This window comes from Bifidobacterium sp. LH_416 (assembly GCF_056357055.1).
This window is the reverse complement of record NZ_JBKEVJ010000006.1, coordinates 92218-117252: the sequence shown is the minus strand read 5'-3', so window position 1 is coordinate 117252 and position 25035 is coordinate 92218. Positions and strand designations below refer to the sequence as shown.

Sequence of the window (25035 nt, the reverse complement as noted above, 5' to 3'; positions counted from 1 at the left end):
TATACAGTGACTCCCCTCGGTCACCCCTCAGAAAAGGCCAGGCATGTACGATAAACGATTGGACGCGATTATCGCAGCGGCGGAAACCGGCAGTTTTGCTCAGGCTGGGCGAGCACTGAATATTTCCACGCCCGCATTGGCCAAACAAATCAACACATTCGAAAAAGAATACGGACTCACGCTTTTCACTCGGTCGCGCAGCGGAGTGGAGCTCACTCCCGCAGGCCGTGATTTTGTGGAGGATGCCCGCACGATAATGCGTCAATGCGAGAAAGCGATTCACCGCGCGCAACGTCATTCGGCCACGAACAACGCACCTGTGCGCCTCGGTGTTTCGGTACTGCGCTCTGGCCGCCGCATTCTCGACCTGTGGCAGAAGGATGCCGGCAAGCACCCGGAAATCAAACTTGAACTCATCTCCATGCCGGACGACACGACAACCATTAACGACATCATCACGCACTTAGGCGAATCCGTGGATATGGTGTCCACCGCATTCGACGCCGACTACTGGAGTCAGCATTGCGGCACGTTGCCGCTTGAATTCGAGTCACTCTGTCTTGCGGTCCCGCGTGAGAATCCGCTCACCCGCCAACCAATCATCACCTTGGATAATCTTGAAGGCGAGCGCATCCGCATCATCAAACATCGCCACGGCGGAGACGATACCGCACGCGCTCTGTTCTCCAAGCATCCGGGAATCGAGCTGGTCGATATCGACCATTATGACCTCAACGTATTCAATGAATGCGCGCAAAGCGGCGATCTGCTGATATCCAAACCCATGTGGGCTGGCGTGCATCCACAGTTGGTGAACGTTCCCGTGCAATGGCCGACCGAAGTCGGCCTATCCTATGGCTTGCTCTACCCGCGCGAGCCCTCCCCTGCCGTTGCCGCATTCATCGCACGTATTCGCGAACTTGCAGGCATGGCGTAAGGCACCAGGCAAAGCACAATCAGTCGCTCAACGGCAACGTAAGTAGCATCGTGGTGCCATGCGACGACGTCGATTCCACGCTCAACGTACCGCCGTACCGGCTGGCGACATCACGAGCCAACGCCAAACCTAACCCATAACCTTGGTGCTCGGTGCCGTCATCGTCACGCGCGAATCGGCGGAACAGTCGTTCCGGATCAGAACCGATGCCGCTGCCGCAATCGGTAACCCGGATAGCCACATCACCATGATGATGGTAGCCAAGTGAAACCTTCACCTCAGAGCCAGCCGGCGAATGCGCGATGGCATTGTCGAGTACCGCCACCAAGCAGCGCGAAAGCCCAACCGTGTTGCCGTGCACCACAAATCGTGTCGGCTCACCATCAATATGGGTGGTAATGCCCACGTTCCGTTTATCCGCCAACGGTCGCACCGAATCCACAGACTGACTGATAACGCCAGCGAGCGCCACCGGCTCAGCCGCCACTGCTCCACGAGCTGCCACCAGCAAATCCGTAATGATGGCGTTCATACGGTCCACATCGCCGCGCAAATCCGCAATGGCGCTGTCGATTGGCTGGCCATGCGCACGGCGGAATTCAATCAAATCGATGCGCGTGGAGATTACGGCCAAAGGGGTTTTGAGCTCATGGCTGGCGTCCGCCACGAAATCTTTCTGCAATTCGAATGCATGCTCAAGCGGCGCGACTTCCTTGCGCGAATAATATCGCCCAATCAATGCGACTGCGGCAATGACCCCGAGCACGAACAGAATGGTGAGCATTACGGCTTTTTGCGTGTCGATTACCATCATGCCCGAGCCGAATTGTTGGGTGACGGACATCTCATTCGGATTCAGGCCCCGTTCGGTAAATTCGTGGCGGGAGCCGAGCAGTACGCCGGCTACAAAAATGATGCCGCCAATCACCGTGATAATGGTCATGGCAATGGTCATACGCAAACTAATCAGGCCAGCCACGCTGCCGGCGTTATGCATGTGCGTTGATGTGCGCTTACTGTCTGCCATTGTTCATTCTCCTATGCGCTGTACGCAATGCAGCCGTGCTGCATGCAATACGACTGTACGCAATACGCTCGGTGATTGGTATTTCTCGTTCGATTGTGCTCGGTTCGCTTCTACTCCTGCGGCTGTCCGATTCGATAGCCGCGCCCGCGCACCGTGGCGATAATGCCGCGCGTGGTTTTGCCGCGCACATACGACACATACACATCCACGGCACCAATATCACTGCCAGATGAGAACGCATTTTTGAGCAGTTCCTCACGGCTGAATACGTGGTCCGGCGCAGCTGCGAGCGTGGCAAGCAACTTCGCCTCCACATCCGTCAACGCCACAGCACGCCCATCCGGATCCTCAATAATATTGGCGCTGGGTTTCAGCAGCCAGTCGCCAATCATAATGCTGGAAGCCTGCGCATGGAATCCACGCAGCAGGGCACGCAGACGAGCTTCAAGCTCAACCACGTGGAATGGTTTGGTCAGGTAGTCGTTGGCTCCGGCGTCCAGGCCGTCCACGATATCGTCCACTTCGGAAAGCGCAGTTAACATCAACGTGGGAGTGGATACACCGCCCGCTCGAAGCGAACGAATCAAGTCGAGCCCATCACCGTCCGGCAGACGCCGGTCCACGATAAGCGCGTCGTACGTGTTGCCGGCGAGCTTGGCGCGCGCATCGGTAATCGTCTCCACCCAATCCACTCGATAGTCGATTCCCAGCATTTCCGAAGTCATCGATCCCAAGTTTGGATCGTCTTCGATGAACAGTACTGCCGGAAGCAGCAGTCGTTCCGGATCCGTTGCGTACGCTGCCTGATAATCGTTTGCCGTTGCCATAGCCATCCTGACCAAAAAGCCCTTTTATTACGGTTATATCAGACCGCCAAGCGTCTAAGAGTCCGCTAAGAAACGCTCAGAAGATTGGGCGCAATGCCGCCGCCGAAGTAACGTGCGCAATATGAGTAATACGGAAAATGTCTTTGCCGCGAAGCAAGTGACATGTATTGTGCCGGCACAATCAGAGCAGCGCACGATTTTTGAAAATCTTGAGTTCGCGATAGCAGCCGGTGAGATTGTGGATTTGGTTGGGCCGTCTGGCTCAGGCAAAAGTAGTCTGTTAACTGCGTTCGCGCGCCTGAATCCTCACGCGGCTGGTTCGTTTACGCTGAACGGTCATGATTCCAGCGAATTCACGCCGCAGCAATGGCGGCATGAAGTGGCATATCTGCCTCAAAAACCGATTCTGCCGGGCGAAACGGTGGCCGATGCGATTCGGCTGCCGTTCACGCTGGTGATTCGCGCGGGAGTGAGCGAAGCTAAGGCTGAAGCTGATCTTCAGGATGCAAAAACCGCTGATGCGCCGCACCATATCGGCAAAGTTGGGCTCGGCCGCAAATTCGTGGCGCTATTCCGCAACAATGAGGAGCAGGCTCGCAAACTGCTCACCGACCAGCGTATTCGTATGACATTGGATGCGATGGGTTGCGAGGACATTGATCTTGATCGCCCGCCGCATGATCTCTCTGGCGGTCAGGCGGCGCGCGTTTCTCTGGCTCGTACGTTGCTGACTGAGCCGAAAGTGCTTTTGGCTGATGAGGTTGATGCTGGCTTGGATGATGAGAATGCTGAGAAAGTGGCCGATATCATGGCCACCGCAGCATCCCACGGCATGGCGATTATCCGCATCCGCCACCGCCCACCGGATGGCCGAGCCTCACGCATCGTCACCCTAGCAAACGGCACGCTGAGTGAAAAGGACGGTGAGCAAGCATGACCGCATCGTCACAGTCCCTGGCTCCCCTCCCTGAGGGGAGCGGTCGGCAAAGCCGACTGAGGGGAGCAACTTCACACAAGGATGGTGAGCAAGCATGACCGGTAATTCATACGATATTGATATCTGGGGCCTGCTTGTTGCCCTAGCTATGGTGGCCATCGCGGCAGGCATCAGCGAGCTCATGCGCATCAACATCGGCAAAACACTGCTGTGGTCCGCATGCCGCGCATTGCTGCAATTGTGCGCGATGGGCTTCATCATCGGCTATATCATCCGCGCGAACAATGTGTTCCTTGTGTTCGGCGTGATTGCGGTGATGCTGGTGGCCGCTGTGCAGATTACGCTATCGCGCGCCAAAGGTGTGCCAAAAGGTCTCGCCGGCCCAGTGCTGCTGAGCCTGGCTATCACCATGCTGCTGATGATTTCTTTGGTCACTGAGCTCGTGGTCCGCCCGCACCCTTGGTATGCGCCGCAATTGGTGGTGCCGCTTACCGGCATGCTGCTCGGCAATACCGTCTCCGCGCTGGCGGTGGGATTAAGCCGATTCTACGAGAGCATGAACGAGCGTCGCGATGAAATCGATACGCTGCTCGCCTTGGGTTCCACAGCTTGGGAAGCGGCCCGACCATCCATTGTCTCTTCGATTCGACTCGGACTTCTACCCACTACGGCCACGCTCGCATCCTGCGGTATCGTGACGATTCCGGGCATGATGGCAGGCCAGGTGATTGCCGGAGGCGATCCTCTGGAAGCGGCCAAATATCAGTTCGTGGTGTTCGCCGCCATCGCCGCGCTGACCCTCGTAGCCGACAGCCTCATCATGGCCATGGTCTATCGCACCTGCTTCACCACCGATGACCAATACAAGCCGCCGGAAATGCGGTAGCGGATTATTGTGGTTGATTCACAGGCAAAAGCCCCGACTCCTTCACCTAGGAATCGGGGCTTTTACTTACGCCAGTTTGTTCACGCCAGATTCTTATAGGCTTCTTCGTCCACCGGCTCAAGCCATTCGGTGGAGGAACCTTCCTTCTTCGGCATAATGGCCACATGGGCGAATGCCTCCGCCGGAGCGGCGCCATGCCAATGCTTGGTGTCCGGTGGAATGTAAGCCACCTCGCCGGGCTTCAATTCGACCGGCTCCTGGCCTTCAATCTGGTAGTAGCCGCGGCCGCCTACCGCCAGCAGAATCTGGCAGATACCGTGGTGAATATGCCAATGGTTCGTGCAGCCAGGCTCGAATGTTACGTTGGCCACGCTTACCTGGTCGTCACCGGCGAGCGGAGCCAAGTAGCTCTGGCCTTCAAAATACTGAGCGAATGCATCGTTCGGCTCCCCCATCGGGAATGCACTTGGATTGTCCATATCGTTTCCTCCTATGTTCGCCTCTATTGAATCGCTCACATAGGCTCCTGTCCAATAGGCAATATCAATGCATTGCCATGCAAAAATCGCATAGGAATGTCATGCAACGCATTCAATATAAGTCGCGATAAGGAATGCACCTCCTATATCTACTCGCCGAGTTCCTCTTTGAGCCATTGACGCTCGGCGTCGATTTCGGCATCGTGCACCATGATGATGGCGCGGCGGTATTTGTCTTCCACCTTGTCGTTATCGATGGGGCCTTCGCCGTCGCTGTAGAGTCGGCGCACGTCGGATTCCAGCAAATCAAGACGGCGCTGCAACACTGCACGGCGATCGGATTCCTCAGGAATGACCGAAAGGAAGGACATCACCACAGACCATTTGGTGATATTGGTCAGGTTGTATCCACTCGTGTTTTTCAGCTCGTCGATAAGCTTGTCGCGACCGGCATCCTCCAGGTGGAATTCGCGCAAACGGCGGCCATTGACCACATTGAAGGTCTCGCCAATATAACCGGCCTTGACGAATTTATTGGTTACTGAATGCAGCGTGCCATCGGAGACCGCTTGCATATAGCCTTGCAGCTGCTCCATCTTCTTCCGCAAACGGTAGCCACACAGCGGTTCCTCAGAGAGAAATCCCAACGTCATCAGTTCTATCGTGTTCATCATGCCATCCATGATATCTCAAGCCGAGATATCTCAGAACGACACGCCCGAAGCAGAACCAGCAACAGCCACAGCAATCCGCGCAATTCCAACAGTTTTCATCTCGATATAAATCTTCTCGATATATATCAGTTTGAAATATCTCTTGTTGAGGTGCATACTGGCATCAACGCGAACGCAGCGGAACACCAACCGAAGCAATCGCAAGGCAACACAACAGACGAAGAGCAATACAACGAAAGGACTCATCATGAGCAACATCACCATCTTCGGCGCAGGCAACATCGGTTCCGCAGTGGCTGGCATCGCCGTCAAGTCCGGCGCATCCGTGCAGGTTATCGACCGCAACCCGGATAAGGCTGCCGCAGCGGCCGAAGGCGTCACCGGCGCGAAGTTCGGCGAGGCCACCATCTCCGGCGACATTGTGGTACTGGCACTCCCCTTCCCGGCTTACGACGAAGTGCTCACCGCCTACGCCGATCAGCTGGCCGGCAAGACCGTCGTGGATGTGGCCAACCCGATTGACTTCACCACGTTCGACTTGGCTCTGCCGGAAGGCTACAAGTCCGCCGCTGAATATGTGGCAGCCAAGCTGCCGAACTCCACGGTGGTCAAGGGCTTCAACACCACCTTCGCCGCAACCCTTGCCACCGGCGAAAACGATGGTGCTCCGACCGTAGTGCAGCTTGCTTCCGACAACGAGGATGCTAAGAAGTCCGTCGCCGCCTTCATCGAGGCCGGTGGCCTCAAGACCGTAGATGCTGGCCCGCTCAAGCGCGCACAGTACCTTGAAGGCTACGGCGCTCTGCAGATCATCCTGGGCGTCACCCAGCAGACCCCGTGGACCGGTGGCTTCAAGGTCGTGAAGTAACCTACAACACCACGGTACCGGACTCGGCGTTGACAATTTCCCCGTCAACGCCGAGTCGTGCGTTAAACGCGCGCCCATCGGAACTGGAAACTTCCACACCGGCAGCAGTGCGGCGAGCGGTGAAGGTCACGGAAGAGCCGTCCATCTCAGTGACTACAGCTTCAGCGGATTCCACATCAGTCAGGAACACGGAGACCAGTGCATCGGTGCCGTAGACGCGGTCCGGCTTGGTTTCTCCCGGATTAGTGACGATGACGGAACCGTCGCGCACCCACAGCGGAATGGAATCATAACTGTGAACTTCATTGCGCCACACACCACCCCGCGCTTTCTCGCCGGTGAACCAGTTGGCCCATACGCCTTGCGGCAGATAGTAGGAGACTTCGCCGGAGTAGGTGAACACCGGAGCCACCAGGAAATTCGGTCCGAACATATATTGACGGTCGAGCGTGCGGCAGGTCTGGTCATCCGGGAATTCCACGAACATCGAACGCATCATCGGAGTGCCGTTGATATGCGGCTGCAAACCGGTTTCGTACACGTATGGCATAAGTTCAAGCTTGAGCTTGGTGAACTTGCGAGCCACATCGACTGCGGTCTGGCCGGGCACCAATTCCACACCGTTCTTCTGGTCTTCCTCGTCGAACAGCCACGGCACGCGGTAGACAGTGGAACCATGGAGACGAGAGTGGGAGCCGAGCAAACCGAAAGCTACCCAACGCTTGTAGACAGCCGAATCTGGGAAGGCTCCTTCGAAGCCGCCGATATCGTGGCTCCAGAAACCGAAGCCGGAGGAGGTCAGGGACAGGCCGGCGCGCAAGGACTGAGCCATGCCGTTGAAGGTGGATTCGCAGTCGCCACCCCAGTGCACGGGCTGCTGCTGGCCACCGACGGTTGCCGAACGGGCATACAGGCAGGCATTGCCCTTGCCGTAGGTTTCCTCGATGGCTTCAAATACGGTCTGGTTGTAGAGCTGGGTGTACCAGTTATGCATGGACAGCTTCGGAGAACCGTCATACCAGACCACATCGCGTGGAATACGCTCACCGAAATCAGTCTTGATGGCGTCCACTCCCTGGTTCAGCAGCTTCTTGACCTTGTCCTTGAACCATTCGCGAGCTTCAGGATTGGTAAAGTCCACTAGACCCATGCCGGCCTGCCAGAAGTCGGTCTGCCACACTTCTCCATTGGCCTTCTTGACTAGGTACCCCTTATCGCGACCTTCCTTGAACATATCGCCGCGCTGGCCGATGTACGGGTTAATCCATGCGCAGATATGCAGGCCCTTGTCTTCGTGCAGGCGCTTCAGCGTGGATTCGATGTCTCCGAAGAACCGCTTGTCCCATTCGAAGTCGCACCAGTGGAATTCACGCATCCAGTAGCAGTCGTAGTGGAAGGCTGCCAGCGGAATATCACGCTCAGCCATACCGTCGATGAAGGAATTAATGGTGGCTTCATCATATTTAGTGGTGAACGAAGTGGTGAGCCACAGGCCATAGCTCCAAGCCGGCACATTGGCAGGACGGCCAACCAGCTTGGTGTAGCGGTCGAGAATCTGCTTCGGAGTCGGACCATAAATCACACAGAAGTCAAGGCCTTCGCCGGGCACGGAGAACTGCACAGCTTCGGTGTTTTCAGAACCAACTTCGAAGGACACATGGCCACGATTGTTGACCAGAATGCCGTAGCCGTTGGAAGTCATGTAGAACGGTATATCTTTGTAGCCTTGTTCGGAGGCGGTGCCGCCGTCTTCATTCCAGATGTCAACGGTCTGGCCGTTCTTGACGTATGCGCCGAAACGTTCACCAAGGCCGTAAACGTTCTCACCCACGCCAAGATGCAGTTGGATGGCAGTGAACACATCGGATTCATCGCGGGCGGAACCGTCTATCGATACGCCAAATTCGCCAACCGGCTGTGCGGTGACGTTCGCCCCAGTACCGAGCTTGAATCGAGCTAGTGACTTGCCTTCTGACTTGGTCAGCACTGCGCCATGTTCATCAAGAAAAGTTAGATTCCATGGCGAGCCCTTCACCACTTTGGCAGTCAATCCACCGGTAGTCAGGGTGATGTCTGCGCCGTTGACGCCAACTTCGCCGTCACCGTTGCCGTGGGCAGCAACATTCACATAATCACGATTGCCGGGTTCGTCAGCATTGAGCGGAAAACCTGGATACTCAGTAGCACCCTGCCAATGCTCGGCGCGGACTCGAATCACACCTTCGGCCGGAGTAGTGATATCCACATTGAAAGTAGCAAGGTTGACGGTGTCGTTTCGGCCATGAATCGCGGCTGTGGTGGCGAGCACATTCAACTGTTCAGCAGCAGCATCAGCATGTAATTCATATGCTTCCCGCGCATACAGGGCATCGACGCCGTCGCGAATCATCCAGTAACCATTGGTAAACTTCATTGTTGCTGCACTCCTTGTAGGCGAGATAATCATCAGCATTGTATCGCAACTGACCAAACGGTAATCAATGCGATTTCAAAGCAGCAGAAAAGCAGAAGGACTGAACCGAAAGTATCGGTTCAGTCCTTCTGCACTATGTCAGCGCGTATCAGCAATCACCATGCTTACCGCATAGCTCAGGCCTTCTGCACCTCAACGGTCAGCTCAGCACCTTCCTTGACTTCCAGGGAGGTTGCCAAGGTCTCGTGAGCGATGAGGTCCTTGAACTGCTCGACCTTGGCCACATCAGCAGCCGGAACGATGAGCGTCAGGGCGATGCGGTCGGCGATATCCAGTCCGGCGTCCTTACGGGCGTCCTGCACGGCGCGGATGGCGTCGCGAGCGTAGCCTTCGGCTTCCAGATCCGGGGTCAGCGCGGTATCGAGAATCACGAAGCCACCGGTCGGCAGAGCTGCGGACACGGAAGCGGCGGCTTCAGCAGCGTTCTCCTCTTCCACGCGGTTAATCAGCTCGTATTCGCCAGCTTCCAATGCCACCTCGCCGTTCGGGGTTTCCACCACCGGAGCGCCAGAGGCATCTACATGCCAAGCGCCGGTCTTGGAGGCCTTGATGGCGAACTGCACCTGCTTGCCCAAGCGCGGGCCAGCAGCGCGAGCGTTCACCTTGAGCTGGTGTACAATCTTCAGACCCTGGGAGCCAGCGTCTTCCATCGTGCAGAACTCAATATCCTTCACGTTGAGCTCGGACTTCAGCACATCGGCGTATGCCTTGACATCATCCACATCCTCGACCACAACGGTGAGCTTGGAGAGCGGCTGGCGCACGCGAATCTGGGAGGCCTTGCGCAGGGACAGAGTGCCGGAAACGACTTCACGCACCTTCTCCATGGCGTTGACCAGCTTCGGATCGTCGACCAGCACGCGGCCCAGTTCGGTGGTCTCGCCGGTCTTCTCATCCACCACGAACGGCCAGTCGGCCAGATGCACGGATTCACCACCGGTGAGTCCACGCCACACGGATTCGGCTTCCATCGGAGCGAGCGGTGCGAGCACGCGCATGAACACTTCGAGCACGGTGTACAGGGTGTTGAATGCGTTCTCGTCTTCGTTCCAGAAGCGGTCACGAGTGTTGCGGATGTACCAGTTGGTGAGCACGTCGATGAAGTCGGAAGCTGCATCGCAGGCGTCGGAGATGGCGAAATCATCGAGAGCCTTCTCCACACGCTCCACCAGTCGGCGGGTGCGGGCCAGCAGGTAGCGATCCATTTCAGGCAGCGCAGCAACCTCGTCAGCGGTCAGGTGGCGGGCGTCGAAGCCCTTACCACCGTTGGCTGCGTTGGCGTACAGCGTGAAGAAGTAGTAGGAGCTCCACACCGGCAGCATGACCTGGCGAACCGTGTCACGAATGCCCTCGGCGGTAACGATCAGGTTGCCACCGCGCAGAATCGGCGAAGACATGAGGAACCAACGCATGGCGTCGGAACCGTACTTGTTGAATACGCCGTTCACATCCGGGTAGTTGCGCAAATGCTTCGACATCTTCTGGCCGTCGGAGCCGAGCACGATGCCGTGGCAGATCACGTTCTTGAATGCCGGACGGTCAAACAGGGCGGTTGCCATCACATGCAGCAGGTAGAACCAGCCACGGGTCTGGCCAATATATTCGACGATGTAATCGGCCGGGAAGTGCTGTTCGAACTTTTCCTTGTTCTCGAACGGGTAGTGGAACTGAGCGAACGACATGGAACCGGATTCGAACCAGCAGTCGAGCACATCCGGAATGCGGCGCATCGTGGATTTGCCGGTCGGATCATCCGGGTTCGGGCGGGTCAGGTTGTCGATCCACGGACGGTGCATGTTGATGTTGCCGTCCTTGTCGCGCGGGTAGTCACCGAAGTCGTTCTTCAGCTCTTCGAGCGAACCGTACACGTCGACGCGCGGGTACTTCGGATCGTCAGAGACCCACACCGGAATCGGGGAACCCCAGAAGCGGTTACGGGAGATGGACCAATCGCGAGCGTTGGCCAGCCACTTGCCGAACTGACCGTCCTTGACGTTATCCGGAATCCAGTTGATCTGCTGGTTGAGCTCCAGCAGACGCGGCTTGATCTTGGTCACGGAAACGAACCAGGAGCTCACCGGCTTGTAGATCAGCGGGGTGGCGCAACGCCAGCAGTGCGGGTAGGAGTGCACGTAGCTCTTCTCCTGGAAGAGGATGGCGCGCTTGTCCTCGGGGATTTCGGCGAGCGGGCCGTCACCGGCACGCAGGTTGCGCAGAATCGGCAGGTTGGCGTCGAACACGAACATGCCCTCATACTCCGGGCACTGTGAGGTGAAGCGGCAGCCGGCGTCGAGCACGTCGGTGCTCTTGATGCCGTGCGCGTTGAGCGTGTTCATATCGTCTTCGCCGTATGGTGCCTGATGCACGAGGCCGGTACCTTCAACGGTGTCGACGTAATCGGCAGTGAAGATGGTGTAGCCGTTCGGACCAGGCACATTGCCTTCGGTTTCGGCCTGTTCGCCGGCGAAGTACGGGAAGACCGGCCAGTAGCGGCGGCCAGCCAGCTCAGAGCCCTTGAGTTCGCGCACCACTTCGTAGTTCTCGCCGAGTTCCTTGGCGTAGTGCGGCAGCAGATCCTTGCCGAGGTAGAACTTCTTGCCGGCGAACTTGCCTTCAGTGGGCTGGACCTCAACGTAATCGATGTCTGCACCGGCCACGATGGCGGAGTTGGTGGGCACGGTCCACGGCGTAGTGGTCCAGAAGACGGCGTAGGCGTCTTCATCGCGCAGCTTGACGGCCACGGATACGGTGGTGTCCTGACGATCCTGGTAAACGTCGGCATCCATGCGCAGCTCGTGTGCGGACAGCGGCGTGCGATCCTTCGGGCAGTACGGCAGCACACGGTAGCCCTGGTAGGCCAGGCCCTTGTCGTACAGCTGCTTGAAGGCCCACATCACGGATTCCATGTACGGAATGTTCAGGGTCTTGTAGCCGTGCTCGAAGTCCACCCAACGGGCCTGACGATGCACGTAATCCTGCCATTCGTGAGTGTACTTCAGCACGGAGGCACGGCAGGCATCGTTGAACTTATCGATGCCCATCTTCTCAATCTGGTCGACCGAATCGATGCCGAGTTCCTTCTGGGCTTCAAGCTCTGCCGGCAGACCGTGGGTATCCCAACCGAAGACGCGGTTGACCTTGCGGCCCTTCATGGTCTGGTAACGCGGAATGACGTCCTTGGCGTAGCCGGTCAGCAGGTGGCCGTAGTGCGGCAGACCGTTGGCGAAAGGCGGTCCATCGAAGAACACGAATTCGTTCTGGCTATGGTCGCCGGAGGGGTTGCGCTCCACAGACTTCTGGAAGGTATCATCCTTATCCCAGTAGTCGAGAACGGTTTCCTCCATGTTGGGGAAACTTGGGTTCGGCGCTACGTGTGCGGTTTCGCCGCCCTCGTTCGCCTTGGGATATACGTTTTCGCTCACCGTAAATCTCCTAGTAATACTGTGCTGGTCCTTGCAGAAGCGACTGTATGAAGATTCCGGATGATTCTGATTGTTCTGATTCCTGATTGCATTGCGGTTGATAATCAATCGCCTCGCAGCTCAGGAACCTGCATTGTTCCACCCGAAATGACTTGATACGGCCATTCCTGCCTACGAGGACGATGATGAACGCTTATGTTGCGCCCCGCACCGCGGTACCACCTCGCTTATCGCCGCAAATCATCCATAACCCAGACATCTGGCAGACCAGATATCTGAAGGCGATTCGAGCGATCGCTTATGTTCGGCTATTTCGGGCCGATCCCGTCGGTTCTACTAAGCAGCTCCGGCTATCCATACAGTCAAGCCGCAAAACCGCTGTTCTTCCGAAGACTCCCCGCTGATAACGGATCAACGCCTAACAACGCGGCTCATAGTAGCACGCCGCAACGCCAAACGGATAGAACACCATCAGAACACGATTGCGGAAACCACGGCGAGCGAGCAGAGGGAGAACAACGTGCTCACGAGCACGAATCCCACTGCATATTCAGGCATGTTATCCTTGCGCCCGGTAAACATGGCGATGGTGGTCATGGTTGGCAGGCCAGCAATTACGGTGATCATCAGCATCATGTCATGCGTAATCGGCACCGCGAATGGCAGAGCCGCCACAACAGCGGTCAGCAGCGCGTAGAACGCCAGTGGGAATACAATCATCTTTGCGATCAGTCCCACATACAGCTCATAGCGACGCAGTACATGCCACCAGCGAGTCAGCGCGAACAGGCCGCCCAGATAGATCAGTGACATTGGTGTTGCCATATTGCCGATAGTATGCAACGGCTTCAGGATAATGTCCGGCACGCGAACACCGAGGAGAATCAACGCGAGCGCAATCATCACACCAATGAATGCAGGGTTTACGAAGCGACGCAAGAGGGAAACAATCCGAGAGCCAAAAGTTTTCCCTGCTTTGTTTGCAGCTGCCGCAGAGCGATCCGCTCCCCCGCTCGGTTCCGCAACCGGCTCGCAAAGCCATACGCCATACGTCCACAGCAGTGCCTGATCCACGATGGACATTAATGCCACATAAATCGCACCTTCCTGCGGGAACAGCGCCATAATCAACGGAATGCCGATGAATCCAGCGTTGCCGAAAATCAAAGAGGCCTGGAAAATATGACTACGGGAGCCTTTAAGCCGCAGCACATGCGCGAGCGCCCAGAACACGGCAATGAGTAGCCCGTACATCACGGCAGTTAGTAGCATGACTCCCCAATTGGCGGCCAGATGCGAGCGATCGGTACCGTCCACAGCATTGGAGAACACCAGCACTGGAATCAGTACGTTCAGCAGCAGCGAGCACATACCGTCCAGTGCTACTTTGCCGTAAAACCGCAGTCGCACACAGCCGTAGCCCACCATAAGCATGATGAAAAAGCCCACCAGCTGGCCGACCATAACGCCAAATTGGCCCATTTACTCTCTCCTACTCAGCAGCAATCGCCGTCAGCGGTCATGATGATCATGATGGTCATGATTCTGTGCGAGGAACTTGCGCAAGATATATCGCATAAATGGCACTGTGGTAATGAACGTCAGCACATCAGATACGGTTTGTGCTATTTCCACGCCGGTGATGCCCATGAAATGCGGCAAAATCAGCACCACCGGAGCCAGATACAGTCCAGTGCGGCATACGGCAAGCAGCGAGGCGATGCCGGTTTTGCCGAGCGTCTGACTGATCATATTGCCCATCATGTTGGTGCCGTTCAGCGCCACGGTAACGCACTGGAAGTGCAGTGCGGCAACACCCACCGTCACCACGGCCGGGTCGGAGCGGAAGATTTCAACCAGTTGCGGAGCGGCCAACCAGATGGCTACGCCGAGTACCAACAGTATGCATGTGGAAAGCTTCACGCAGAACCAGAAGCCTTCGCGCACGCGATTGAATTTGCCGGCACCGTAGTTGTATCCGCAAACCGGCTGGAAGCCCTGGCCAAGTCCGATGATCACGGAATTGACGCCAAGCATAATGCGCATCACGATGGCCATACCAGCGATTGCCGCATCGCCGAATGGGTTGGCGGCGATGTTCACGCATGTGGTGGCAATCGAGCCTGCACTTTGGCGAATCAACGAGGGCAGACCGCCGCCCACGATTTCACGCAGTAGCAATGCGTCCGGCCTGCAGTTGCGCAAGGACAGCTTCAATACGCCGAATCGAGCACTCATAACAGTCAGAATGATGAAGCTGACGGTTTGGCAGATGCCCGTAGCGAGACCCGCGCCAAAAATACCCAAATGCATGACAAAAATGAACAATGGTGCCAACAGGAAGTTCAGCAAAGCACCTGAAACCAAGCCGATCATGCCGAATGCGGACTGCCCTTGATAACGTAGCAGTCCATTCAATGCGAACGAGCCGCAGACGCATGGCGCGGCCAGCAGAATAGGCGTCAGATATTGCACAGCGTATGGGGCAATCGTCGCCGTAGAACCGAGCGCTACGACCAGCGAGCGCAGCGTACTTAAGCAGATAATCGTAACCAGTAAGCCGGAAAGTACTGCTCCCGCAAATCCAAGCGCCAGTAGTCGTGACGCACGCTCATTATTGCGTTTGCCGAGTTCACGGCTCATGGAATTGCCTGCGCCGTTACCGAAGAAGAATCCCAGCGCCTGCAGAATCGTCATAATGGAAAAGGCGATGCCGATGGCACCCGATTGTGCAGTGCCGAGCTGCCCGATGAAGAAGGTATCGGTCAGATTGTAAGCGGTGGTTACCAGATTGGAGATCACCGCAGGCAAACACAGTCGTAAGATCAGCGGACGGACCGGCTGCTCGGTCATTTGCCGGTATTTTGCGTCCGCACTCGCGCGTTTGATGCCAAGAACCTGATTCACGCCGGATATCCTACTCCCCCACCGCGCCCAAACTCAGTTTGCCGCTGGTCCTTCCTTTCTTGGCTCCCCTTGTCAGGGGAGCTGGCTCGCGAAGCGAGACTGAGAGGTAGTCACATTACGAATGAGGCCAGTGGCGAAACATGGGGTTCACTCACGAATATGGAGATAGCGGCCGGTGATACTCGCAGGGTTGGCGGCAATCTGTTCCGGCGTTCCTGCGGCAACAATACGCCCGCCAGCTTCACCGCCGCCTGGACCTAAGTCGATAACCCAGTCGGCATTGGCGATAACGTCCAAATCATGCTCGATAACAACAACCGTCGCTCCGCTTGCCACAAGTCTGTCGAAAACGCCAAGCAGCACTTGTACGTCCAACGGGTGCAAGCCGATGGTCGGCTCATCGAACACAAATACTGCATCCGATTGAGCCCTCCCCATCTCGCTGGCGAGTTTCAAACGCTGCGCTTCGCCGCCGGAAAGTGCCGGAGTTGGTTCGCCTAGCGTCAGGTAGCCGAGTCCCAGATCATGCAATGTGGTGAGTTTTGCATGCACTTTCTTCATATCGCCGGTTACTGCGAGGGTCTCGTCCACGCTCATGGCCATGAACTGCGGCAACGTAAGCATCGTCGGATGTGCTTCTGACTCGGCTTTGCTCTTGGCTTTGACTGTTGTTTTCGGCTGCTTCACCGGTCGATGAATCTGATTGGCTTGCTCGGCATATCTGGAACCATGGCAGTCCGGGCAAGCAATCGTCACGTCAGGCAGGAACTGCACATCCAGTGAAATTGACCCAGTACCATCGCAGGTGGGGCAACGTAGTCGGCCGGTGTTGTATGAAAAATCGCCTGCTTTGTAGCCGGCTGCTTTGGCTTCCTCACATCGCGCGAAAGCTCGGCGCAGTTCATCATGGATGCCGGCATACGTGGCGACTGTGGAGCGCACATTGGCACCGATGGGTGTGGCATCAATCAGATTCGCGCGATTGATGCCGTCCGCTTGCAATGCGCGCACATGAGCCGGCAATGGTTCGCCAGCAGCCGCAGCCTTCAATGCAGGAATCAGAGTTTCCAATACCATCGTGGTTTTGCCGGAACCGGAGACGCCGGTGACGGCCACCAGTCGACCGCGTGGAATATCAACGGTCAATGGCTTGACCGTATGCAATGGGCCGGTTTCCATATGAATGCGTCCAAGTGCGAACATGCCTGAATCAATGTTCGATTCGGTTTCGATGTGCGCCCGCATACGCTGCTGCCCATCCTCAGCCAGGAATGGAGCGATACGGCTCTTCGGATTGTCGGCTACTTCCTTCACCGTGCCTTGCGCAATCACACGGCCGCCGTCAGCGCCAGCCACTGGGCCCATTTCAATAAGATGATTTGCAGCCTTCAGTACGCGCACGTCATGATCGACCACGACTACGGAATTGCCGTCCGCCACCAGATCGTGCATCACGCCGAGCAGACCGTCCACATTCGAGGGATGCAAGCCAATGGATGGCTCGTCGAGCACATACAGCACGCCTGTGGTTCGATTGCGCACCGCACGAGCCAATTGCACGCGTTGACGTTCGCCAGTGGACAATGTGGATCCGGCTCGATCCAATGCAAGATAGCCGAGCCCGAGTTCCAGCAGTCTGCGTGCCACGTCCAGGAATGATTCGCAGATATTCGTGGCCATCGACTGCATTTCAGCGGGTAATGATTCTGGCACTCCCCTCACCCATGCAACGGCATCATCCAATGTCATCGCAGTGGCTTGAGCAAGATTGATTCCACGAATTTCAGGAGCGCGAGCGGCAGCACTGAGCCGCGTGCCAGAACAATCGGGGCATGGCTTTTCCTGCAGGAATCGAGCCACACGCTTCAAGCCCTGTTCATCCTTGGCTTTGGCGAGCGCATTTTCCACCGTGTAGACGGCGTTGTAATAGGTGAAGTCCAGTTCGGCGAAATCGTCGCCTTTCTTCGGCCGGTACAGAATATGCTTTTTCACTGCCGGGCCGTTGAACACGATATCCCGTTCTTCAGGTGTCAACTCACGAAATGGCACATTAGTGCGCACGCCCATCGCACCGCATACCTGCTTCATCAGGTCCCACATCAGCGAGCCCCATGGCAGTACTGCACCATCATCAATACTTTTTGATTCATCCGGCACCAATGCCGCACGATTCACCTCGCGCACAATGCCGGTACCTGAACAGGTTGGGCATGCGCCACCCGAATTGAATGCCAATGATTCAGCGCCGGAAGCTTGAAATTCTTTACCGCATTGCGCACAAATTGTCGGCAGTTCTGCTGCCACGTTCATTGTAGGCTGCTGCCGTGCGCCGCAATAGGGGCATACGTGATTCGCACAGCGGGAGAAGAGAAGTCGCAGACTATTGAGCAGTTCGGTCATCGTACCGAACGTGGACCTGATGCCGGGGACTGCCGGGCGCTGATGGAGCGCGAGCGCTGCCGGCACATGCAGCACTTCGTCGACTTGCGCGCGACTGGCTTGTGTTAATCGCCGGCGAGTATATGTGGAGAGTGCCTCCAGATACCGGCGAGAACCTTCCGCATACAATACGCCCAATGCCAAAGAGCTTTTACCGGAACCGGAGACGCCTGCCACACCAACGAGCTCGCCTAATGGCACATCGACGTCGATATTTTTGAGATTATGCACGCGAGCGCCGCGTATGGTGATGGCATTTGGCATATGGTCCCTCCACATCCCCGCAGCGAATGGTTCCCAAATACCAAACATGCGAGGATTACGCACTATCAAACGAACATCGTAACCACATCATTGCCGCAATACCAACGATTATGGCAATGTGTGAATGTTCGCTTCTGTGCATAATCCTCGCACGGATTATGTAAGACTCAGTTCGCTGCGGTACCGGCGAAGCGCTCCCTGATTTGCACCGCAGTACCGTATGACGCTTGTGCACCATAGCCGGTGGCGGCATAGGCGGAAACATATGATGCCAGGCTGGCGGCTTCGCGCAGTTCGAAACCGGAAGCGAGTCCGGCGAGCACCGTGCCCATGAACGAATCGCCACAGCCAGTGGTATCCACGGCGTCTACGCGAACCGGCATGATGCGCGTAATCGGCTCGCGTTCATTGGAGGAATCCAGCACCATCGAGCCGTCACCGCCCAAGGTGACGATGGCCTGTTCAAAGCCATATTCACGCATACGCTGGCGAGCAGCTTCCCAATCAAACGTCGACCAATCATCGTCTTCCGGCTCACCAATGCCCAGCAATTGCGCCATTTCATGCTCATTGACCAGCAGGATATCGGCGGCTTCGATGAGTTCGGCAGGCAGGGATGGCGTGAACGGCGAGTTATTGAGCAGTACTTTTACGCCAGCCTCATGGCACATGCGAGCAGCTGCAGTAACGGTTTCAATCGGGCTTTCCAAACACAAGCCAAGCACGGATGAGCTGGTAAGCGCGTCACGGCAGTCCTGGACATAGTCCACCGTGACTTGCGCGTTCGAGCCGGCCGAGTAGACGATGGCGTTCTCACCGTTCGCATCAACCATAATGACGGTGGTACCGCTTGGCCCGAGCACGCGGCGCACGTGCGTGGTGTTGACGCCAGCATCGCCAAGAGCCCCAAGCAGAAAATCTGCATTGGAGTCGGATCCGACTGCACCGAACATGCGCACGTTGGCTCCGATGCGCGCTGCAGCAGCGGCCTGGTTGCCGGACTTGCCACCGGGCAGAATCTGCAGCGGTCCACCCGCCACGGTTTCGCCTGGGCCGGGAAGGCGCTGTGCGGCAACAGTGTAGTCGGCGTTCATCGAGCCGATTACGCTGACCGAGCCATGGATACGGTCAAGCAGAGCAAGCGCATCGCCGGTGGAGTTGGCAGTAGAGCGGGAAGCAGAGGAAACAGAATCGGACATGATGGTTGCCTTTTCTTTGGAAGCGGGTGGACACGGAACAGTAGAAGGAACTTGCATGGAAATGGCCGTTGAACCGGGCGTAAGACCGGCCCAACGGCCTTGGTATGGCTACTTGTTCGACCGCAGTATTACGGCCATCCGATTCGATGGAATCGGAAGTATTGGATTACTTCTCGGTGTAGATCTTCTTGCGGAAGGCGAAGAAGACAATCAGACCAAGCAGCGGAGCGCAGCCAGCGAGAATCAGGATGTTCGAGTAGCTGGCAGCGGCACCCTGAGCGCCGATGACGCTGAAGCCGGAGAAGGCCTGAGAGCCCATAAGGCTGCTGAACAGGGCGATACCGATGGAGGGGCTGACATTCATGGCCAAATCGTTCATGCCAACGCCTCGACCGGATTCGTCAGCAGACAGAGTGCCGAGCACGGTGGTGACCACCGGCGAGTACATGAGGCCGCAACCGGCGTAGAACAGGCAGGCGCACAGGGTGAGCACTACGAAGCCGGAGTTGACGGCAAGGCCGGAGGTGATGAAGCCCAAAGCCATCAGTGTGCCGGCGATGGGCAGTGCGCGCTGGATGCCGATCTTGCCCACGATACCGCCCGAGCAGATGCCGAAGGCCGCAGCCACCAGGAAGGCGAACACGATGTGCAGGGAAACCTGAGTGGTGGTCATGCCGTAGATGTTGGTGCCGATGGCGTTGAACATCGGGGAGATGAAGTAGTTGGTGAAGTAGAACACGAGAATCAGGCTGATGGCGCACAGCCAACGAGTGTTCTTGAAGAAGGCCGGGGTAACGAACGGCTTGGCTGCCTTGGTGATGTACACGCCGAAGATCACGAACAGTGCGATGGCGACGATCAGCATCCACCATGCCATGTAGGAGAAGAACAGGGTGAGGAAGGCGGTGGCCACGCCGAAGATGGTGAATCCGAGCCAGTCGACCTTCTCGCCGTTGCCCTGCTTATCCGGCAGGTTCTTGAGCAGCAGCGGCAGGAAGACGATGGTGATGGATGGGATGAGGAATAGGTACTGCCATGCGATGGAGCTCAGGATGCCGGCTGCGAATACGCCGATGGATGCGGACAGCTGGTAACCGGCAGTGAACAGACCGAAGAAGATGACCTTGAGCGATGGCTTCAGGTACTTGCTTGCCACCACCAGGAATGCGGATCCGGCCACCTGCTCGCCTGCGGTTTGCAAGACGCGAGCGATGATGACGGTCCACAGGTTCGCAGCGAAGAAGAAGTTTGCCACGAAGCCGAAGATCGAGCCGATGAACAGAGTGATAAGGCCTACTACTACGAGCTTCTTCAGGGAGACGAAGTCGCCGAGAGAGCCGTAGATGAAGCAGACGATGCCGAGCACGATGCCCGGGATAGCGGTGATGAGGGAGGCTTGTGCGGGAGCGCCGACATCAGCGCCCACCTGGGTGAACACCAGGTTGAAGCCTTGCAGGCACAGGGTGCCCAGGATGAAGGTGATAAGCAGCGGGATCAGTGCCTTGACGGCCATATTGCTGCTGGTTTCCGGATCCGCCCACGGATCGGCTGCCGTACGAGTAGCAGTTTGAGCATTCGACATAATAAAGTCCTTAAAAAATGTGTTCAGGCAAGGTTGGTGCGACACCCCTCTCGGCTCCCCTTGTCAGGGGAGCTGTCAACCGCAGGTTGACTGAGGGGTAGTTCATCGCGATGATGTTGACTTCAGATACAGCTTCGAGTGATTACTTGGCGAGGTTGGTGATGCGGGTCATGAATTCGTTCAGGAAGCGAGGCACATCAACCTGAACGGCGGCCTTGGTGGTGTCGGCCGGTTCGCTCAGACGAGTTTCGTCGCCGATGGTGCGGCCGCGGGTCGGGCCTTCCAAATCGACCTTCATGTTGAGCGGCAGCAGAGTGACCAAGCTCGGGTCCACGGCCACGGCCACGGCGAGCGGGTCGTGCAGACCGCAACCACCCAAATGCGGGGACGTGGTCTCATACGCCTTGATGTAGAAATCGGTCATGTCAGCGAGGAAGTTGCCGGCCTCGGTGCCGAGGTCACGCCAAACCTGGGTTTCCTTATAGGTAAGCAGTGTGCGCAGGGTGACGTCAAGACCAACCATGGTCACGGGAGCACCGGAGTGGAAGAGCTCGTTTGCCGCTTCTGGATCCTGGGAGATATTGGCTTCCATGCAAGCATTGCAATTGCCCGGAACGGTGAGCGCGCCGCCCATGAGCACAATGTTGCCAATCTCATCCTTGATTTCAGGTGCCTTATTCAGTGCTGCAGCGATGTTGGTCATCGGGCCGGTCGGCACATAGATCAGATCCTTGCCGTAGGTCTTCACCGCGTCGATGATGAAATCAACTGCGGATTCAGTTTCCGGCTCACGAGAAGAATCAGGAATCTCAACCTCGCCGATACCGTTCTTGCCGTGAATGAAGGCGGAAATCTCCAACACTTCGAAGGAATCGGTGGTGCTGGAATGCGGCAGACCCTTGTACACCTTGACCTCAGGGTGGCCGAGCAAGTCCGTGATGGCCAAGGAGTTGCGCACGCCCTGCTCAAGCAACACGTTGCCGTAGGTGCCGGTGATGCCGATCAATTCGACTTCCGGGCTGCCGAGTGCGTAAGAGATGGCGAGGGCGTCATCCACACCGGTGTCAAGATCAAGGATGAGCTTCTTCATGGGGGTTTGCCTTTCTTCTTTGATGGCGTTATGCACGGTCTTCCATGACCGCTGATGATGGGCGTTGTGGTCCAGCCCGAAAGCTTTGCTTTAACGTTTTATCATCTGATAACACTAAAGATAAAACGTTAAAGCAAACTTGTCAATCAGACACGCATTGTTCAGCGTGTCGCAGACGCAGCACCCAGAGAATCACGAATTTTCAGCACTGTAGGCACATACTGCGTACTCGCAGCAGCTTCAGTCCCTGAAGCAATACGGTCCAGCAACATCGCAACACCAATACGCCCCATTTCATCGGCCTGCTGCGAAATCACCGACACCTGCGGAATCATTAGCCGAAATGCCGCAATATCATCGAACGATGCCACCGACATCGTGTCTCCTATTGTCATTCCACGTTCCTGCAGAAGCCCCAGCATCATAATGGCGTCTGGAGAATACGCACAGATAATGGCCGTGACTCCCGCACTTACCAAGCGATCCAATGCAGAGGTTCGCGATTCCACAGTGGAATCACAATCAACCACTACCCCGGTTCCGCCAGGAACACACGAGCGAACAGCAGCAGAGAACGCCTTCGCTCGCTCATTCACACTGAACGACCCCAATGCGGAATGCGCCACAAAACCAATCGTCCGATGACCGAGTTCAGCCAAACGACCCAACGCTTCTTCCAAACCAGGCTGAGGATCGGAAACCACGAATGGTACAGTATCCGCTCCAGGTACGCGGCGATCAACGAACACCAACGGAAGTTTGCGCTCAATCAGCAGACGCAAACCTTTGGAAAGCCCTCCCTGCGGCACCACGATGGCGCCATCAATGCGCTGGCCAAGCAGGCTATGCAAGAACGCATCCTGTCTGTCTACACGTTCGCCATACGAACCAATCAACGTCGTGATGCCACGGCGATACAGCTCCTCTTCCATAGAGGAGACCATGTCAGCGAAATACGGGTTGCGCAGGTCAGGCACCAGCAAACCCACGGTTTGCGTAGCAGCCGAACGCATCGCACGCGCACGCTGGTCGGGCACATAGCCCAATCGATCAGCAGTTTTACGCACCAATTCTCGAGTTTGCTCGGAGAAGCGCCCCTTGTTATGCAAAATCTGCGAAACAGCCGTTACGGAGACACCGGCCTCTTGGGCGATGTCGCGAATCGTCACAAATGCCATATGCCCTCCCCTACGCTATGCAGACACATATGCTGTAACGATACATCAAAACAGCAGCGCAGCATATTATGTGCGCTAGGAAATACGCGAGGATTCCACATCACCTAATACACGTGCGCATACAGTTCATACGACGTATAGTCCGGCAAACCGTAGGTCTCGATGGAGAACGCCTTCGCTTTGCCTTGCGCCGGCTTGGCCACACTAGTGTTGCGTCCAAACACGATTCGCCCCTTTGCATCGCGCAGCACCAGCGTCACCTGAACGTCATCCGTATACACACCTTTGCCGTTATCGTCATCACGGTCGGTCACCACTTCACCACTGAAGGTCACTCCACCCAAATCAACCTTACGTTCCTTGACATCACGAACGGAAAACGTTTCAGCGCCATCAGTATCCAGCAGATCATCCGACGATGGCATCTCAGCGCTAAATTCCACACTCGCCGGCTTGTCCCCATCACCAACTTGACCAGCAAAATAGGCCGTTTCACCGGCATAGACAATCGCAAACACCTGTGTATCGGAGAACATCACCGAACCATCCGAATCCTTGCCGGTGATGGTCACCTGAGGAAATTGCACGGCATGCGTCTCATCAGTGTTATGCAAAGCGAGCGCATACTCCACATATCCAGATTCAGCGGACCATCCGGATTCAACCAATTCAAGCGGATTGTCCGCAATCGTTTCGCTATTACTACCGCTATTGCCGTCTGACGAACCGCCCGCACCCGAATCAGTCCTATCAATAGATGATGTTCCGCTTTTGCCGGCTAAAGAATTATCATTCGACGCTTTGTGCATGAATGCATATCCAGCGATACCGCCAACTACTGCCAGCACCACAATCAATGCTGCCGCAATCCAAATCATCAACTGCTTATGCATTCGCTTGGTATTGCTGCCAGTATGCACATTGTGCTCAGTGTGCTCATTCAGTCCAGTAGAAGAGCCGGCAGACATATCACTGCGGAAAGAAGCCACAGTACTGCTGTTGTTCGCATCTGTATGATTTATCAGCGACTGCAATGCGCCAGCATTCGCAGGCCGCGCGCTTGGCTCGAATGCACACGCGCGTTCCACGATGGCACGCATACGCGAATCGACCACATTATCATCGGTCAGCAATCGCTCATACTGCACCTTGTCAGACGGCTGTATGCCGGTGAGCATAAAGCCCAAAACCGCGCCGATCGCGTACACATCGCTGCGTGCATCAGTGGCGGCAAAACCATACTGTTCCGGTGCCGCATATCCCCACGTTCCCAATGTTGTAGTGTCATGCGTTCGTTCCGCACCGCCAATTCGTTCGCGCGCGATACCGAAGTCAATAAGATGCAAGCCATCAGAAGCCATGATGATGTTTGCCGGCGTGATATCCCGGTGAATCACACCATGCTGATGAAGCTCCCCCACGGCTTCGCACAGTTGAGCAATATCATGAGCAGCTTCACTCGCAGATAATCGCCCACATTCGGCAATGTACTGTTCTAACGTGATGCCGTCCACGTAATCATAGACAACAACGAACCAGTCGGGCAGTTCATAGGTGGCTTCGATATGTGGCAATCGAGGCGAATGGCATTCGGCGATGGTGGACCATAAGCGCCTGCGCGCGTATTGCAGAGGGATCTTTTTGCGCACGAACGGTCCGGCGCCATCTATCGTGACTAATTCGGTTACGCCATATGGGCCGTGAGCCAGAACACGTTCAACATGGTAGGCATCGTCAAGCATCATGGCATGCATCGTCTGCATATCATCCATGATGCATAACCTTCCCTATCATCGCTGTTGTATTCCGCAGTATTCCTATTATTTCAGCCATCTACCCGAGTGCC

19 protein-coding genes are annotated in these 25035 nt (G+C 56.4%); 4 read left to right on the top strand and 15 right to left on the bottom strand.

Annotated features, from left to right (window positions below):
* The first annotated feature begins 43 nt into the window (after positions 1-43).
* Complete coding sequence (locus tag AC1AY0_RS10935; protein WP_476523763.1) at positions 44-937, top strand: LysR family transcriptional regulator; 894 nt, start codon at positions 44-46, stop codon at positions 935-937.
* 19 nt (positions 938-956) lie between these two features.
* Here the strand turns inward: AC1AY0_RS10935 and AC1AY0_RS10930 are convergent, their stop codons facing one another.
* Together AC1AY0_RS10930 and AC1AY0_RS10925 are read right to left on the bottom strand one after the other, a co-directional pair.
* A complete protein-coding gene (locus tag AC1AY0_RS10930; protein WP_476523764.1) occupies positions 957-1964 on the bottom strand; it encodes a sensor histidine kinase in 1008 nt (335 codons plus the stop codon).
* Between the two features lie 110 nt (positions 1965-2074).
* On the bottom strand, positions 2075-2791 hold the full coding sequence (locus AC1AY0_RS10925; RefSeq protein WP_476523766.1) for a response regulator transcription factor: 717 nt from the start codon (positions 2789-2791) through the stop codon (positions 2075-2077).
* Between the two features lie 121 nt (positions 2792-2912).
* On the opposite strand from AC1AY0_RS10925, the gene AC1AY0_RS10920 reads away from it, so the two are divergent.
* Together AC1AY0_RS10920 and AC1AY0_RS10915 are read left to right on the top strand one after the other, a co-directional pair.
* Entirely contained in the window at positions 2913-3728 is an 816-nt protein-coding gene (locus AC1AY0_RS10920; RefSeq protein WP_476523767.1) for an ABC transporter ATP-binding protein, read from the top strand.
* Positions 3729-3822: 94 nt separating this feature from the next.
* Entirely contained in the window at positions 3823-4614 is a 792-nt protein-coding gene (locus tag AC1AY0_RS10915) for an ABC transporter permease (protein WP_476523768.1), read from the top strand.
* A gap of 80 nt (positions 4615-4694) precedes the next feature.
* On the opposite strand, the gene AC1AY0_RS10910 is transcribed toward AC1AY0_RS10915, so the two are convergent.
* The 3 genes from AC1AY0_RS10910 to AC1AY0_RS10900 all read right to left on the bottom strand — a co-directional run bounded on the left by AC1AY0_RS10910 (position 4695) and on the right by AC1AY0_RS10900 (position 6016).
* Positions 4695-5093, bottom strand: a complete 399-nt coding sequence (locus AC1AY0_RS10910) for a cupin domain-containing protein (protein ID WP_476523769.1) — start codon at positions 5091-5093, stop codon at positions 4695-4697.
* A gap of 149 nt (positions 5094-5242) precedes the next feature.
* A complete protein-coding gene (locus tag AC1AY0_RS10905; RefSeq protein WP_476523770.1) occupies positions 5243-5767 on the bottom strand; it encodes a PadR family transcriptional regulator in 525 nt (174 codons plus the stop codon).
* 30 nt (positions 5768-5797) lie between these two features.
* Entirely contained in the window at positions 5798-6016 is a 219-nt protein-coding gene (locus AC1AY0_RS10900; protein WP_476523840.1) for a hypothetical protein, read from the bottom strand.
* Here AC1AY0_RS10900 and AC1AY0_RS10895 point away from each other — a divergent pair.
* Complete coding sequence (locus AC1AY0_RS10895; protein ID WP_476526407.1) at positions 5910-6635, top strand: NADPH-dependent F420 reductase; 726 nt, start codon at positions 5910-5912, stop codon at positions 6633-6635. The genes AC1AY0_RS10900 and AC1AY0_RS10895 overlap by 107 nt on opposite strands.
* A gap of 1 nt (position 6636) precedes the next feature.
* On the opposite strand, the gene yicI is transcribed toward AC1AY0_RS10895, so the two are convergent.
* The 10 genes from yicI to AC1AY0_RS10845 all read right to left on the bottom strand — a co-directional run bounded on the left by yicI (position 6637) and on the right by AC1AY0_RS10845 (position 24961).
* Positions 6637-9048 carry an alpha-xylosidase gene (gene yicI / locus AC1AY0_RS10890; protein WP_476523772.1) on the bottom strand — a complete coding sequence of 804 codons (2412 nt, stop codon included), beginning with the start codon at positions 9046-9048 and terminating at the stop codon, positions 6637-6639.
* A gap of 176 nt (positions 9049-9224) precedes the next feature.
* Positions 9225-12530: a mupirocin-resistant isoleucine--tRNA ligase gene (gene ileS / locus AC1AY0_RS10885; RefSeq protein WP_476523773.1), complete on the bottom strand. Its 3306-nt coding sequence runs from the start codon at positions 12528-12530 to the stop codon at positions 9225-9227.
* A 471-nt stretch (positions 12531-13001) separates the two neighbouring features.
* On the bottom strand, positions 13002-14012 hold the full coding sequence (locus tag AC1AY0_RS10880; RefSeq protein WP_476523774.1) for an AEC family transporter: 1011 nt from the start codon (positions 14010-14012) through the stop codon (positions 13002-13004).
* A gap of 30 nt (positions 14013-14042) precedes the next feature.
* A complete protein-coding gene (locus AC1AY0_RS10875) occupies positions 14043-15383 on the bottom strand; it encodes an MATE family efflux transporter (RefSeq protein ID WP_476523834.1) in 1341 nt (446 codons plus the stop codon).
* 201 nt (positions 15384-15584) lie between these two features.
* The gene (locus tag AC1AY0_RS10870) at positions 15585-18155 is read right to left on the bottom strand and encodes an excinuclease ABC subunit UvrA (RefSeq protein WP_476523836.1); all 2571 of its coding nucleotides are present in this window, start codon (positions 18153-18155) and stop codon (positions 15585-15587) included.
* A gap of 152 nt (positions 18156-18307) precedes the next feature.
* Complete coding sequence (locus AC1AY0_RS10865) at positions 18308-19339, bottom strand: ribokinase (RefSeq protein ID WP_476523776.1); 1032 nt, start codon at positions 19337-19339, stop codon at positions 18308-18310.
* A 166-nt stretch (positions 19340-19505) separates the two neighbouring features.
* Entirely contained in the window at positions 19506-20921 is a 1416-nt protein-coding gene (locus tag AC1AY0_RS10860; RefSeq protein ID WP_476523777.1) for an MFS transporter, read from the bottom strand.
* Between the two features lie 142 nt (positions 20922-21063).
* Positions 21064-22011, bottom strand: a complete 948-nt coding sequence (locus AC1AY0_RS10855) for a nucleoside hydrolase (RefSeq protein ID WP_476523778.1) — start codon at positions 22009-22011, stop codon at positions 21064-21066.
* A 161-nt stretch (positions 22012-22172) separates the two neighbouring features.
* Complete coding sequence (locus AC1AY0_RS10850) at positions 22173-23189, bottom strand: LacI family DNA-binding transcriptional regulator (RefSeq protein ID WP_476523780.1); 1017 nt, start codon at positions 23187-23189, stop codon at positions 22173-22175.
* Positions 23190-23293: 104 nt separating this feature from the next.
* Positions 23294-24961 carry a serine/threonine protein kinase gene (locus tag AC1AY0_RS10845; protein ID WP_476523781.1) on the bottom strand — a complete coding sequence of 556 codons (1668 nt, stop codon included), beginning with the start codon at positions 24959-24961 and terminating at the stop codon, positions 23294-23296.
* Positions 24962-25035: the final 74 nt, after the last annotated feature.

What these genes read in the sequence shown, in the direction of transcription:
- AC1AY0_RS10865 (WP_476523776.1), bottom strand. Translation starts at nt 19,339, where the DNA reads ATGTCCGATTCTGTTTCCTCTGCTTCCCGCTCTACTGCCAACTCCACC.
- yicI (WP_476523772.1), bottom strand. Translation starts at nt 9,048, where the DNA reads ATGAAGTTTACCAATGGTTACTGGATGATTCGCGACGGCGTCGATGCC.
- AC1AY0_RS10900 (WP_476523840.1), bottom strand. Translation starts at nt 6,016, where the DNA reads ATGATGAGTCCTTTCGTTGTATTGCTCTTCGTCTGTTGTGTTGCCTTG.
- AC1AY0_RS10855 (WP_476523778.1), bottom strand. Translation starts at nt 22,011, where the DNA reads ATGAAGAAGCTCATCCTTGATCTTGACACCGGTGTGGATGACGCCCTC.
- AC1AY0_RS10935 (WP_476523763.1), top strand. Translation starts at nt 44, where the DNA reads ATGTACGATAAACGATTGGACGCGATTATCGCAGCGGCGGAAACCGGC.
- AC1AY0_RS10860 (WP_476523777.1), bottom strand. Translation starts at nt 20,921, where the DNA reads ATGTCGAATGCTCAAACTGCTACTCGTACGGCAGCCGATCCGTGGGCG.
- AC1AY0_RS10850 (WP_476523780.1), bottom strand. Translation starts at nt 23,189, where the DNA reads ATGGCATTTGTGACGATTCGCGACATCGCCCAAGAGGCCGGTGTCTCC.
- AC1AY0_RS10930 (WP_476523764.1), bottom strand. Translation starts at nt 1,964, where the DNA reads ATGGCAGACAGTAAGCGCACATCAACGCACATGCATAACGCCGGCAGC.
- AC1AY0_RS10905 (WP_476523770.1), bottom strand. Translation starts at nt 5,767, where the DNA reads ATGATGAACACGATAGAACTGATGACGTTGGGATTTCTCTCTGAGGAA.
- AC1AY0_RS10925 (WP_476523766.1), bottom strand. Translation starts at nt 2,791, where the DNA reads ATGGCAACGGCAAACGATTATCAGGCAGCGTACGCAACGGATCCGGAA.
- AC1AY0_RS10875 (WP_476523834.1), bottom strand. Translation starts at nt 15,383, where the DNA reads ATGACCGAGCAGCCGGTCCGTCCGCTGATCTTACGACTGTGTTTGCCT.
- AC1AY0_RS10880 (WP_476523774.1), bottom strand. Translation starts at nt 14,012, where the DNA reads ATGGGCCAATTTGGCGTTATGGTCGGCCAGCTGGTGGGCTTTTTCATC.
- AC1AY0_RS10915 (WP_476523768.1), top strand. Translation starts at nt 3,823, where the DNA reads ATGACCGGTAATTCATACGATATTGATATCTGGGGCCTGCTTGTTGCC.
- AC1AY0_RS10910 (WP_476523769.1), bottom strand. Translation starts at nt 5,093, where the DNA reads ATGGACAATCCAAGTGCATTCCCGATGGGGGAGCCGAACGATGCATTC.
- AC1AY0_RS10920 (WP_476523767.1), top strand. Translation starts at nt 2,913, where the DNA reads ATGAGTAATACGGAAAATGTCTTTGCCGCGAAGCAAGTGACATGTATT.
- AC1AY0_RS10845 (WP_476523781.1), bottom strand. Translation starts at nt 24,961, where the DNA reads ATGGATGATATGCAGACGATGCATGCCATGATGCTTGACGATGCCTAC.
- AC1AY0_RS10870 (WP_476523836.1), bottom strand. Translation starts at nt 18,155, where the DNA reads ATGTGGAGGGACCATATGCCAAATGCCATCACCATACGCGGCGCTCGC.